Consider the following 12,501-nt stretch of genomic DNA (forward strand, 5'->3'; position numbering starts at 1 on the left):
AAGACCTTTTAATTAAGAAGAAACGGGGACTGATACGCCAGCCGCCATGTATGGGATCACTTTACGGATCACGGCTTCGATGTCGTTATGCTCACCAAACTCAGCAGCAGCGATATCGTTTAGGGCATCGGCGGACGCCATAGTGAATACGATAGTGCCTAAGGTAAAGTGTAAACGCCAAAACATTTCAGCGGGTGGAATATGTGGCGCACTGGCCGACACGGCTTTAACAAAAGCATCGAGATGCTGGCCGTAATGGGTAGTGATAAACCAACGTAAATGTCCTTGGCTTTCGATATAGCCACGGCCTAAAAGCTGCAGGAAGATCGTGGTGCCTTCGGTACGTAGCGCGTTTAAATCCAATAAAGGATCGACCAGCGAAGACAAAATTTCTTCGAGTGTTGCTTGTGCTGGCGCGGCATTTAAGCGATTAATTTGGTTTGAAGCCGCAGGCATAAACACGTCTAAATAACGCGCTAATACTGCACGGATCAGCTCTTTTTTAGAACCAAAGTGATAATTGACCGATGCTAAATTCACCTCAGCCTTACTGGTGATGAGTCGCAACGAGGTCTCAGAAAAGCCCCGTTCGGCGAACAGTTTTTCTGCGGCATCAAGTATTCTAGTTTTTGTATCGGATCGACTTGCCATTCCGTGACCTTGAATTAATTTAAAACACTCGTTTAAATTAAACATTGGCACCACGGATGTCAAACTAAAATTGGACAAATTCGCCGCTTTCTAGCCTGCATTCAAGCCGTATATGGAACATCTGCGAAATAAGTGTAACCAACAAGCCCATTAACCCTTGTGCAATACACCTTAGCTTTAGGTAAACTGTGTAACACAAAAACAACAAGGACAAGTAGACATGGTTATTTCATTAAATCGTCGCAGTAAAATCGCCCTCATAGTCGCCTTAACGCTGGGATTAACGGCCTGTAATGATGCACAAAGCAAAACCGACAAGCCCGCTAGCACTGAAGCGGCTGTCATCAATACCGCGCCAGATAAAGCACAAGCCATTGCTTTTATTAACGATGCTGAAGCCAAAATGGCTGAATTATCGATTGAATCTAATCGCGCCGAGTGGATTTACAGTAACTTTATTACCGATGATACCGCGGCCCTGTCTGCGGCAGTCGGTGAAAAGGTCAGCGCAGCGTCGGTGAAATTTGCAACAGAGGCGGCTAAGTACGCCAATGTGCAACTCGATCCCGTTAATGCCCGTAAGCTTAATATTCTACGCAGTGCGTTAGTATTGCCCGCCCCGCTCGATCCTGCGAAAAATGCCGAGCTTGCGCAAATTAGCTCAGAATTAAATGGCTTATACGGCAAAGGAAAGTACTGTTTTGCCGACGGTAAGTGTATGACCCAGCCTGAGCTATCGAGCTTGATGGCCGAATCACGGGATCCCGCAACCTTACTAGAAGCGTGGAAAGGCTGGCGTGAAATTGCCAAACCCATGCGTCCCTTGTTTCAACGTGAAGTGGAACTGGCCAATGAAGGCGCGAAGGATCTTGGTTATGCAAACCTGTCTGAGCTATGGCGTAGTCAATATGATATGAAACCCGATGATTTTTCACAGGAACTCGATCGTCTTTGGGGCCAAGTGAAACCCCTTTATGAATCATTACACTGTTACGTACGCGGTGAACTCAATAAAGAATACGGCGATAGCATCGCACCAACCACAGGACCGATCCCGGCACATTTACTCGGCAATATGTGGGCCCAGCAATGGGGAAATGTGTATGATTTAGTCGCCCCAGACAATGCCGACCCGGGTTACGATGTCACTGAGCTACTGGCAAAAAATGGCTATGACGAGCATAAAATGGTGAAACAAGCCGAAGGCTTCATCACATCACTAGGATTTGCGCCATTGCCAGAAAGTTTTTGGGCACGTTCTCTATTCGTTCAGCCAAAGGATCGTGATGTGGTTTGCCACGCCTCGGCATGGGATCTCGATAATCTCGACGATATTCGTATAAAAATGTGTATCCAAAAGACCGCCGAAGATTTTAGCGTGATCCACCACGAACTTGGACATAACTTCTATCAACGCGCTTATAAACAGCAACCATTCCTGTTTAAAAACAGCGCCAACGATGGTTTCCATGAAGCGATTGGTGACACGATTGCGTTGTCGATCACCCCAAGCTACTTAAAACAGATTGGCTTATTAGATGAAGTACCTGATGCCTCTAAGGACATTGGCCTCTTACTGAAGCAAGCTTTAGATAAAATCGCCTTCTTGCCCTTTGGTCTGATGATAGATCAGTGGCGCTGGAAAGTGTTTAGCGGCGAAATCACACCTGCCCAATATAACCAAGCATGGTGGGATCTCAGGGAAAAATACCAAGGCGTAAAAGCACCGACGAAGCGCAGCGAAGCTGACTTTGATCCGGGCGCTAAATACCATGTGCCAGGCAGTGTGCCCTACACCCGTTACTTCCTCGCGCATATTCTGCAATTCCAGTTCCATCAAGCGCTATGTGAAACTGCGGGCGATAAAGGTCCGGTTCATAGATGCAGTATCTATGGCAATCAAGCTGCGGGAGAGAAACTCAATAAGATGCTCGAGTTAGGTTTAAGTAAGCCATGGCCTGAAGCATTGAAAGAAGTCACAGGCAAAGAAGTTATGGATGCCAAAGCTGTGCTCGATTACTTCGCGCCACTTAAAACATGGTTAGATGAGCAAAATACCGCCGCAAATCGCCAATGTGGTTGGTAATGACGCGTTAAGTCATTACCAAATTGCATAAAGCAAAATGCCCAACGAGATTGGGCATTTTTATTCCTGCTTGTTATTCAATACTTTTTATCAAATACTGGGCCTGTTTTGGTCTAACGCAAACCCATGCCTTTACGATTGGCTTCACGGTTTTCAAGCTTTAGCTGTTCAGACTTAGTTAACATCACATACAGCGCCCCAGTGCCGCCCTGCTCAGTTTTCGCCGAATGATAGGCCAGCACCATATCCAGTTGTGATAACCAACAACACACAGCGGATTTGAGTAATCCAGCAAAGGGTTGACTCTGATAACCTTTACCGTGGTTCAACATCACACACCGCTCACCGTGCGCCTGCGCTGCCAGTAAATAGTTGAGTACGGCCTCGCGAGCTTGATTAAGTCGATAGGCATGCACATCGAGCACCATCTTGATACTGTATTGCCCCATGCGTAAGCGCTTAAAAACGCCGCCTTGTACCCCTTCACGTTTAAAGCTGACAATCTCATCCGGGGCTTGCTGCACAAACGCCTTCAAATCCAGCGGCATACACGCTAAATAAGCTTCCCTTTGTAAGGCATCGCGTCTATTGATCTGCTCCGTCGTTAACGCTTTGGGCGCAAAACTCACCACAGGCACCTCACCTTTCAGGGGTACAACTCCGGCCATTTCCTCAAAAAACAGTGCTGATTCATCATCCAGCATGGCAAGCTCCTTTACTTCACACTCTTGTACAGAAACACACTTTGTAAACATTCAAGGCTTTAGTTCAGCGGGCGGCTCCATTATAGTGACGCCATGATTGCCAGATTAGAATAAAGTAATGAAATTTTTGCCGCTAGTCCTGATGTGCCTATTGTCGCTGCCAAGCTTAGCCAATCCAGCTAAAACGCATACAAAATCCACAGATGATCAATTGATCAATGCTAATTATCCTCTATTTATTAGCGCTTTTAATCAATTATCCCCTGAAGTGACCCGTGAAATTTATGCCGATGATGCGAGCTACTTATCTGAGAGTCAAAGTAAAGAGATTTACTATGGACGAGATAATATCGTTGCGATTTACAAGAAATTTTTCGATAAAATCCGCGCTAAGAAAGCCACTATCGACGTGGATTTCCGCATTACTAAACGTAAAATTATCGGCAATGGTGCCATAGATACTGGCTATTATTTAGTTCGATTTTATCCCGCACAAGAAACGGGTGAACCTGTGAGTGAATTTGCAGGCAAATTTGCCATTGGTACAGAAAAGGTCTCAGCGACTCAGTGGAAAGTAAGTTTAGACACCAATAATCGTGCAGAACCTAGCTATTATCTAAATGCGAAACCTGTGCCTAACTTGTATTATGGCCGCCAGTTCCCGCCTTTGCCTGTCGGTAAAAAATTACCCTAAGTTTTGTGCTGACGCTATTTAACGCATTCAGATACATGCTTAATGCATTAAAATAAAAGTATAATGCGTTAGAATTAAAGCCTAATTTATTAAATAAATCGATATCGCAAAGAATACATGACGACAACTGAACAAAACTGCCCCTGTGGCAGTGGCAAACGCTATCAAGATTGCTGCTCTCCACTGCATATTCATCTGGATTCTGGGCAAGTCGTTGCGCGCACGCCCGAGCAACTCATGCGCTCACGCTACTGCGCATTTATGTTGAAAAATTTTGATTATATTTTAAAAACACATCATCCCGAGTACCTAAACGGCCTCACCCTAGCAAGTTTGAATACTGGCCCTCACCCACACTGGTTAGGACTAGAAGTACTCAGCAGCAGTGAAACACCCACCCACAGCTCACAAGCTGCGAGTCAAGCAATCGCTGAACCAAGACATGGCACAGTGACATTTAAGGCTTGGTACAAACTCGAAGGTGAAATTGATGCTATCTATGAGCGTTCAGAATTTATCTATCAAACGGGCCGCTGGTATTACAGCCAAGGCCAGCAAATGACGGCGAAGTTACCCGGCAGAAATGATGCTTGCGTTTGCCATAGCGGTAAAAAAATCAAACAATGCTGCTTAAAGTCTCTCTGAGTTAACAAGTACACCAGTCTAGTGGGTCAAGACCGAAGGGCTTTTGGCCGACAAAATAAATTGTGCAAACTCAGGCTCCCGCAATGCGGGGCTGTAGAGATAGCCCTGCGCCTGATGGCAAAAACTCTTCGCTAAAAAGGCTTCTTGTTCAAGGGTTTCAACCCCTTCTGCCGTCAAAGAGATATTCAAAGCACTCGCCATTGCGATAATGGCTGAGACAATTTCGCGGCTTTCGCGGCTCACAGTCAGATCTGAAATAAACGACCGATCAATCTTAAGTTTACTGATCGGGAACTGCTTTAAATACCGCATTGAGCTATAACCCGTGCCAAAATCGTCAATCGCAAGTCCTACGCCTAATTCCGCTAATTCTTGACATAACAAGGTCGCGTGGCGAATGTCGCCCATCAACTCAGTTTCAGTGATCTCTAAAATTAACGTCTTAGGTTTCAATCGATAACGAGTTAATAGCTGCCACACCTGCTCGAATAAATTGCCACTGAAAAACTGACGGGCCGACACATTCACGTGCATCGTCATGTCCGCATTATGGTGTTGCCATAGGTTTAACTGGCGACATGCAGCCTCTAACACCCAGCTGCCAATGGAATTAATCATCCCCGATTGCTCGGCAATGTCGATAAAAGATGCGGGAAATAACACGCCTCTTTTAGGATGGTGCCAACGGATTAAAGCTTCAGCGCCAATATAGGTATTCTGCTCCAAATCCCTCAGTGGCTGATAATAAAGCTCAAACTGACGACCACGGATGGCACTGTGTAAATCGCGCTCTATCTGTGCATCTTCTTTAAAAGCACTCAATAAAGTGCTGTTAAACACTTGGATTGCTGTGCCTTTTTTCTTTTTAGCATACTGAACAGCAATATCGGCACAGGTTAACGGAGCAAACAAACTCGCCACCGAGGCGATATCAACCACAGCTAAGGCAGGCTTAGGCTCGACTTGTTCGCGACCGATTAAGATAGGCATAGCCAGATGCTGATACAGACGCGTACTAAAATAATCGAGATCGTATACCGCGTTATCATCGGTCAGCAGCACGGCAAATTCATCGCTGCCGACACGGGCAATTTCGGTGGCTTTATTGATCTCGGAGAAATGTTTCAAACGGCGGGCGATTTCAATCAATAAGCTATCGCCATTCTCATGCCCATAGGTATCGTTAAACCGTTTAAATCCAACCAGATCGACTAATAACAACAGTCCCTTATTGGTACGTTCAAGCACTCGATTAAAGTGGGTACGGTTATGTAGCCCCGTTAATCCACAGCGCCAAGCGAGGCGTTCAAGCTCTGATTTGTAGTTGTGCTCATCGGTATTTTCCTCACACGAGACCAAGGCATAATGATTGCCGCGATCGGTAATAAATTGACTCAGCACATATGTCAGCCAATAACGACTACCATCGGCACGGCTAAACTGCGCTTCGCCTTTGGCAATTTCGCCCCTAAAAATCTGCGCTAGGGTTTGCTCGGCTAATTGGGCATGCTGCTTAAAAAAAGCCAATTCACGGATATTTGCGCCGATTATCTGCTCACGGGGCATGCCAGTGATTTCACTGTGCGCCTGATTCACATACTCGACTTTTTCAGTATGCAAATTTATGAGCATACTGATCTGCCGAGACTGCTCAGTCGCACAGCGAAACAAGCTCAGTCTTTCTTCTTTGTCGTAGCTATGTTTTGTCGCTAAGGTCAGAGCTAATTGGTCGGCCATCTGGCACGCGAGGTGGATTTCGCTGTCGTGCCAGTGAGGGGTGAATTGCGCCCGCTCGATGCAGAGCACACCTTCCAGACAACCATTGATGCGAATGGCGATGTCGAGACTCGAATTGATGTGCCGCGGGATAAAGTAGCACTCTGCCAATTCACTTAAACGGGGATCGGTCAGCGTATTGCCAGCATCGATATGGCGCAGGGTTTTAAGCTCGTGCACATAACGGGGACAAGCTTGTAATAGTTTAGGCCTATGAATGTCTTGCAACATCATAGAACCAAATTGTGCAACGAGTGTTTGGGTTTGTTGATCAGCTGAAAACGTCCACACTGACACCAAAGAAACCGCTAAATTCTGGCACAACAACTCTGTGGCTAACTCTGCTGTCTTGGTGAAATCGCCCTGCTGTTTTGCAGTTGACTGAACCAAAGACTCCAATAAATGCTGATGCTGACGTCGCTTCACGCTGATTCCCTACAAAACTTCGTGTTGGGCTAAAGGTCTTTGCTACGCGCAAACGTACCTTGAAATGTGCAATTAAGCTGATTGAATTATTCTTATTTGGAGGCAGATTACACTATCTATTGTAAGTGCAGCAACATGTGGCACAATTTATTACAATTCAGTTAACAACTGCAGCATTTTTAGACAGTTAAAACGATTAAGTTCGAATTCTATCCGCTAAAAGTGCTGCACAAAAACTTATAAACCGTTTTCCAATTGGAAAATCATTTTCTCGGCGCTCACACCAAAGGTCAGCAGTAAATCGATACCCGCCGCCGTGGTCACAAACTCAGTTTGTACTTCAGCAAATCGAGCTTGGGCACGGCTCGCCATACTTTCTGCATCTGTTTGCGCGCTATCGCCAACAAAATTTAACGTCAATAAGGTATCGTGTTCATCAATGACGGCGCCGATATCGACAAAACTGCCACAATCGGTGCAAGTGTCATTCACTGCCGGATTCTGTGCTTCTATTATGCCTTTCATCTGTATTCCTTATTTATAAAGCGACTGATTAACGGCATCACTAAACTATGCTCGCTAATTTATTTGCGCGGTAAGTGGCTAACTCGATAGGTTAATCAGAATTATAGGTAATTAAGCCTCAAGATAACTGGCTTTAGCTCACGCTTATTTACTGAAATGGCGCAGATTGACTCGATTGGCATTGAAGACCACTTACGGGAAGACTGCCCTAGGCTGAAGCGAGCAGAGGCACGAGATTACGTTGGATTGCCAATTGATCGGCAAAATGCATGATTTCAACCTTAGGCGCGCTGAGTTGGCCCCTCTGCCTGAGCTGGGTGACATGATCACAGTTACTCAGGGCCTCGGCCATTGCAACGCTCTCACCGCCTCGGATCACTAACGCTTCCGGTCGCAGTGCCTGCTGTAATTGAAATGCCCGCGGACCTTGAGCCATAAAAATACTGCTGTTATCGACTACAGGTTCGGCACAAGATAAATCCGCCATTAAGCTTTGCTGCGGTGGTAATTCGAACTGACGCTGTAATTTTTGCGCCATATCAAGCTCGTTTTGCCATTGAAATTGCGCCATGTCCCGTGCGTCAACCGACAGTAACGACAGCAACAGGGCGAATTCGCCCCGTCTGTCGTTTTCTATCGCCGCGTTTAAGCGGGTGCCAATTTGGGCTTCGTTGACTAAAGGAACATCAATTTGCATAAAAAAACATCGTCAAAACAATTCGTTGTTAGTTAATCGACCATTTGATGCATAACTTTAGGAAAATTTTTAAATTGGGTATTTACATGCAAAAGGTTTCTGACTACTATGGCGGCCGCAATTGAGGAGGGGTTCCCGAGTGGCCAAAGGGATCAGACTGTAAATCTGACGGCTCAGCCTTCGAAGGTTCGAATCCTTCTCCCTCCACCATTTGCACTGTAAGTTTGTGAGTGTTGTTCGAAAATGATGTAGAGTTTTACAAAAGCGTTAAAGGTATTCGTGGAGGGGTTCCCGAGTGGCCAAAGGGATCAGACTGTAAATCTGACGGCTCAGCCTTCGAAGGTTCGAATCCTTCTCCCTCCACCATCTTTATCTCTAACGCAGATAATCATTTTCAAGTACCAAACATGGCCAATGTTTGGTTGAGTTTTAAAAGTAAAGAAAGTTTGTGGAGGGGTTCCCGAGTGGCCAAAGGGATCAGACTGTAAATCTGACGGCTCAGCCTTCGAAGGTTCGAATCCTTCTCCCTCCACCATTTCTTTCATTGTATATACCGCTCTTGTTCAACTTCCGTTTTGTCTATTCCAGTTTTATCTGCCATAGCTTCATCTATTCATTTTGTTCTAATTACATTCTTTGTATTAAACTGCACTTCTATTTGAAGCCATCTTTTTAGTTCGCAATATTTGTCTTTAACATCAATCACGCCTCGCGCGACTTCAAGCTAATGCCCCCAAGCGAGTAACGCCAAGCAGATCCAATAAAACCGCTTTGCCCGTCCCTGTGATATGCTCTGAAAAATGATCCCTTTCGAAGTGACTATGATGATATCTAACACAATTCAACCGCCAGTGGACTCACACAGCGCTCACAGACTCTGCCCAACGTGGGAAGCCCATGCGATAGGCAAGATTGAAGCGGATTTTCAGCGCAGCGCCGATACCCATTTGATTAAGCTTGAATTACCTATGCTCGATGGCATAGATATTTATCTTAAAGATGAAAGTACCCACCCGACAGGCAGCTTAAAGCATCGCCTCGCCCGCTCACTCTTCCTCTATGCCCTGTGTAACGGCTGGATTAAGCAAGGTACGCCCATTATCGAATCCTCATCGGGCAGCACAGCGATTTCTGAAGCCTATTTTGCCCGCTTACTCGGTTTACCTTTTATTGCCGTGATGCCTAAAAGCACGGCTAAAAAGAAGATTGAACAGATCACTTTCTATGGCGGCCAATGTCATTTTGTCGACCATTCCAGTGAGATTTACGCCGAATCGGCGCGCCTAGCCGCAGAGCTGGGCGGCCATTACATGGATCAATTCACCTACGCCGAGCGCGCAACAGACTGGCGCGGCAATAACAATATTGCCAATTCTATTTTCAATCAGATGGAACGCGAGCCACACACAATCCCGCGTTGGATAGTGATGAGTCCGGGTACAGGCGGCACATCGGCGACCATAGGCCGCTACATCCGCTATCAAAGGTTGGCGACCCAGCTTTGCGTAGTTGATCCGCAAAACTCGGTATTTTTTGATTTTTATCAGAGCGGCGATGCCAGCTTAACCTGTTGCAATGGCAGTAAAATTGAAGGCATAGGTCGACCAAGAGTCGAGCCATCGTTTATTCCTGGCGTTGTGGATTCTATGCTGCAAATCCCCGACGCGGCTTCCGTAGCGACGATTCATTGGTTAGAGCAACTGATTGGCCGTAAAAACGGCGCATCGACAGGCACTAACCTTTACGGCGCATTGCAACTTGCCGTACAAATGCAAGCGCGTGGAGAACAAGGCTCAATCGTCACCTTAATTTGCGACTCGGGTGAACGTTACCTCGATACCTATTACGATGCTGATTGGATTGCAGCTAACGTCGGTGATATTGCCCCCTATCAGCGCCAACTTGCGGCATTCAATCATTTTGGTCAGCTAAGCGAGCTTGATTAATCGACTCGATGAAATCCTTTGAGTTGACGGCTTTAAAGTCCACCGCTAAACGTCAGTCATAAAAAACGCCCCACAATTGTGAGGCGTTTTTTTATCGTTTATAGATTAACTGAAGGGCATTAATCAATATTCAAATACTTATGGGTTTGGATCGATAAACGCCAATTACGGGCAATACACACCTTCATCGCCAGTTCAGTCGCTCTGGGCTTTTGGCTAATCGGCTGTAGGCAAATCGTTTTAGCGGAAATATCGATGTCTTGCAGTAACTCATCCAGTTCAGCAATGTGATTTTCAGTGGCGATGGGATGCTTGATCTCATTGGCACGGTTCAGCGCCTGCGTTAATACCTTATAGCCACCTTTCATGTTCACCTTGGGCGATACCGTTACCCAAGTATCATCGGCACAATTGATGTCGAAGGTGCCACTGGTTTCGATTTGGGTAGCAAAGCCTTGGTTGTGCAAGGTTTCAGTTAATTCGCGTAAATCGTACATACAAGGCTCGCCGCCGGTGATCACGATATGGCGCGCAGTGAAACCTTTGGCATGAAAAGCAGCAATAAGACTTTGCGCCGTATGTTCTGCCCAGCGCCCAATAGTGCCGTCTACGGTAATGACTTGCTCTGGCGTCACTTTATTCACTTCAAGCACATCCCATGTCTGTTTCGTATCGCACCAAGCGCATCCCACGGGACAACCTTGCAGGCGGACAAATATGGCGGGCACTCCGGTAAAGACACCTTCACCTTGAATGGTTTCAAATACTTCGTTGACTGGGTAGTTCATGCTGGCGTTCCACTTTTCTGGGGCGGCATTTATAGTGGATTTTAGCTTGAGCTGCAAGTTTTTGCGCCGAGAAAGCCTATTTGATGCAGATCGCCAGAGTTTGCAAGGACTATGGCCTGAGTTACACTAACGGCCTATTTATAAGTGTTCTACGGTTAAGTGAAATCCTTTATGTCAACGAGCTTAGTGTCAAAACCCTTAGCGTCCAAAGCAGTGGTAGTATTCAGTGGCGGACAAGATTCGACAACCTGTCTTATCCAAGCCCTAACCCAGTACGATGAAGTTCACGGGATCACCTTTGACTACGGTCAACGTCACCGCGAAGAAATTGAAGTCGCCAAATCCTTAGCAAAACGCTTGAAGATCACCAGCCATAAAGTCATGGATGTCACCTTACTCAATGAGTTAGCGATATCGGCACTGACCCGTGATGCGATACCGGTTTCACATGAGCTAATGGAAAATGGGCTGCCGAATACTTTTGTGCCTGGACGTAATATTCTGTTTTTAACGCTTGCGGGCATTTATGCCTATCAATTAGGCGCTGAAGCGATTATCACCGGCGTATGTGAAACCGACTTTTCGGGTTACCCAGATTGCCGCAACGATTTTGTTAAAGCGATGGAGTCAGCCTTAGTTCAAGGCATGGATAAACAACTTAAGATCATCACGCCCTTAATGTGGCTCAATAAGGCTCAAACCTGGGCGCTGGCGGATAAATATCAGCAACTCGATCTAGTTCGCCACCATACCCTCACTTGCTATAACGGCGTGATTGGTGATGGTTGTGGCGATTGCCCGGCTTGTCATCTGCGTAAACGTGGTTTGGATGAGTACATGCAGGATAAAACCGCAGTCATGGCTTCACTCGACGCTAGCGAGCCTAAGGCATGACACGCAGTCCCTATTGGGTCGCGCTGATAGTGAGTCTGATATGTGCGGGTTTGTATGTCGCAGGCTTAGCCAGTCCTGCTGTCGACAACCTGCTCGCCTATCGCCGCAGTGCTATTGCTGATGGTGAATGGTGGCGCTTAATCAGCGGTAATTTACTTCACACGAATCAGTGGCACCTGTTGATGAATCTTGCGGGTCTTTGGGTTGTGCTGTTTTTGCATCATTTCCATTACCATCTCAAAGGCTTAAGCGCACTATTCCTCGTATTATGTTTACTAGAAGGCATAGGCTTATATTTGGGCTACCCGCAATTGCTCGGTTATGTCGGCTTAAGCGGTATGTTGCATGGCTTATTCGCCTTCGGCGCGGTTCAGGATATTGTCCGCAAGCTGCGCTCAGGCTATCTGCTGTTACTTGGCGTTATCATCAAGGTTGGCCACGAACAGCTTTATGGCGCCAGCAATGATGTCACCGCCATGATAGGCGCGCGCGTGGCAACCGAGGCGCATTTGGTCGGTTTAATCTGTGGGCTGATTTGTGCTTTAGCGGTATTCATCAAGCTAAAGTTTCGCCACGTAAAAGCCTCTTCGTAATTCACTGACAGACATAAAAAAGCCGTCGCAGCATGATTGCTGGACGGCTTTTTTAATCTTTAGCGTTAAGGTTAAC

The 12,501-nt window shown here is 46.4% G+C and carries 12 protein-coding genes and 3 tRNA genes; 9 read left to right on the plus strand and 6 right to left on the minus strand.

What is annotated here, in order from left to right:
- Positions 1-12: 12 nt before the first annotated feature.
- Complete coding sequence (gene psrA, locus DYH48_RS09900) at positions 13-651, minus strand: TetR family transcriptional repressor PsrA (RefSeq protein WP_006081559.1); 639 nt, start codon at positions 649-651, stop codon at positions 13-15.
- A gap of 220 nt (positions 652-871) precedes the next feature.
- Between psrA and DYH48_RS09905 the strand changes: the two genes are divergently transcribed.
- A complete protein-coding gene (locus tag DYH48_RS09905; RefSeq protein ID WP_115334660.1) occupies positions 872-2,737 on the plus strand; it encodes a M2 family metallopeptidase in 1,866 nt (621 codons plus the stop codon).
- A 113-nt stretch (positions 2,738-2,850) separates the two neighbouring features.
- Here the strand turns inward: DYH48_RS09905 and smrA are convergent, their stop codons facing one another.
- Positions 2,851-3,441 (minus strand): DNA endonuclease SmrA, encoded by a 591-nt coding sequence (smrA, locus tag DYH48_RS09910; RefSeq protein ID WP_115334661.1) that lies wholly within the window; start codon positions 3,439-3,441, stop codon positions 2,851-2,853.
- A 118-nt stretch (positions 3,442-3,559) separates the two neighbouring features.
- Here smrA and DYH48_RS09915 point away from each other — a divergent pair, with 118 nt between their 5' ends.
- On the plus strand, positions 3,560-4,135 hold the full coding sequence (locus tag DYH48_RS09915) for a DUF4440 domain-containing protein (RefSeq protein WP_106650430.1): 576 nt from the start codon (positions 3,560-3,562) through the stop codon (positions 4,133-4,135).
- Between the two features lie 117 nt (positions 4,136-4,252).
- A complete protein-coding gene (locus DYH48_RS09920; protein WP_115334662.1) occupies positions 4,253-4,780 on the plus strand; it encodes a YchJ family protein in 528 nt (175 codons plus the stop codon).
- A gap of 18 nt (positions 4,781-4,798) precedes the next feature.
- On the opposite strand, the gene DYH48_RS09925 is transcribed toward DYH48_RS09920, so the two are convergent.
- The 3 genes from DYH48_RS09925 to DYH48_RS09935 all read right to left on the minus strand — a co-directional run bounded on the left by DYH48_RS09925 (position 4,799) and on the right by DYH48_RS09935 (position 8,204).
- Positions 4,799-6,982 carry a putative bifunctional diguanylate cyclase/phosphodiesterase gene (locus DYH48_RS09925; RefSeq protein ID WP_006087194.1) on the minus strand — a complete coding sequence of 728 codons (2,184 nt, stop codon included), beginning with the start codon at positions 6,980-6,982 and terminating at the stop codon, positions 4,799-4,801.
- Positions 6,983-7,219: 237 nt separating this feature from the next.
- Positions 7,220-7,507 carry a DUF406 family protein gene (locus DYH48_RS09930; RefSeq protein ID WP_006081553.1) on the minus strand — a complete coding sequence of 96 codons (288 nt, stop codon included), beginning with the start codon at positions 7,505-7,507 and terminating at the stop codon, positions 7,220-7,222.
- 208 nt (positions 7,508-7,715) lie between these two features.
- A complete protein-coding gene (locus DYH48_RS09935) occupies positions 7,716-8,204 on the minus strand; it encodes a VC2046/SO_2500 family protein (RefSeq protein ID WP_006087195.1) in 489 nt (162 codons plus the stop codon).
- Positions 8,205-8,329: 125 nt separating this feature from the next.
- Here DYH48_RS09935 and DYH48_RS09940 point away from each other — a divergent pair.
- The 4 genes from DYH48_RS09940 (at position 8,330) to DYH48_RS09955 (ending at position 10,150) form a co-directional block, all read left to right on the plus strand.
- A tRNA-Tyr gene (locus DYH48_RS09940) sits at positions 8,330-8,414 on the plus strand.
- Between the two features lie 71 nt (positions 8,415-8,485).
- Positions 8,486-8,570, plus strand: a tRNA-Tyr gene (locus tag DYH48_RS09945).
- Between the two features lie 84 nt (positions 8,571-8,654).
- Positions 8,655-8,739: transfer RNA gene (locus DYH48_RS09950), tRNA-Tyr, on the plus strand.
- A gap of 265 nt (positions 8,740-9,004) precedes the next feature.
- Complete coding sequence (locus tag DYH48_RS09955; protein ID WP_115334663.1) at positions 9,005-10,150, plus strand: PLP-dependent cysteine synthase family protein; 1,146 nt, start codon at positions 9,005-9,007, stop codon at positions 10,148-10,150.
- Positions 10,151-10,269: 119 nt separating this feature from the next.
- Here DYH48_RS09955 and queE read toward each other — a convergent pair whose 3' ends face one another.
- A complete protein-coding gene (gene queE, locus DYH48_RS09960; RefSeq protein WP_115334664.1) occupies positions 10,270-10,938 on the minus strand; it encodes a 7-carboxy-7-deazaguanine synthase QueE in 669 nt (222 codons plus the stop codon).
- Positions 10,939-11,109: 171 nt separating this feature from the next.
- Between queE and queC the strand changes: the two genes are divergently transcribed.
- Together queC and rrtA are read left to right on the plus strand one after the other, a co-directional pair.
- Positions 11,110-11,832 (plus strand): 7-cyano-7-deazaguanine synthase QueC, encoded by a 723-nt coding sequence (gene queC, locus DYH48_RS09965; protein ID WP_011839925.1) that lies wholly within the window; start codon positions 11,110-11,112, stop codon positions 11,830-11,832.
- Positions 11,829-12,425 carry a rhombosortase gene (rrtA, locus tag DYH48_RS09970; RefSeq protein WP_115334665.1) on the plus strand — a complete coding sequence of 199 codons (597 nt, stop codon included), beginning with the start codon at positions 11,829-11,831 and terminating at the stop codon, positions 12,423-12,425. The genes queC and rrtA overlap by 4 nt, the downstream gene beginning before the upstream one ends.
- Positions 12,426-12,501 lie beyond the last annotated feature (76 nt).

Origin of the sequence: Shewanella baltica, from assembly GCF_900456975.1 — a bacterium.
GTDB classification, from domain to species: domain Bacteria; phylum Pseudomonadota; class Gammaproteobacteria; order Enterobacterales; family Shewanellaceae; genus Shewanella; species Shewanella baltica.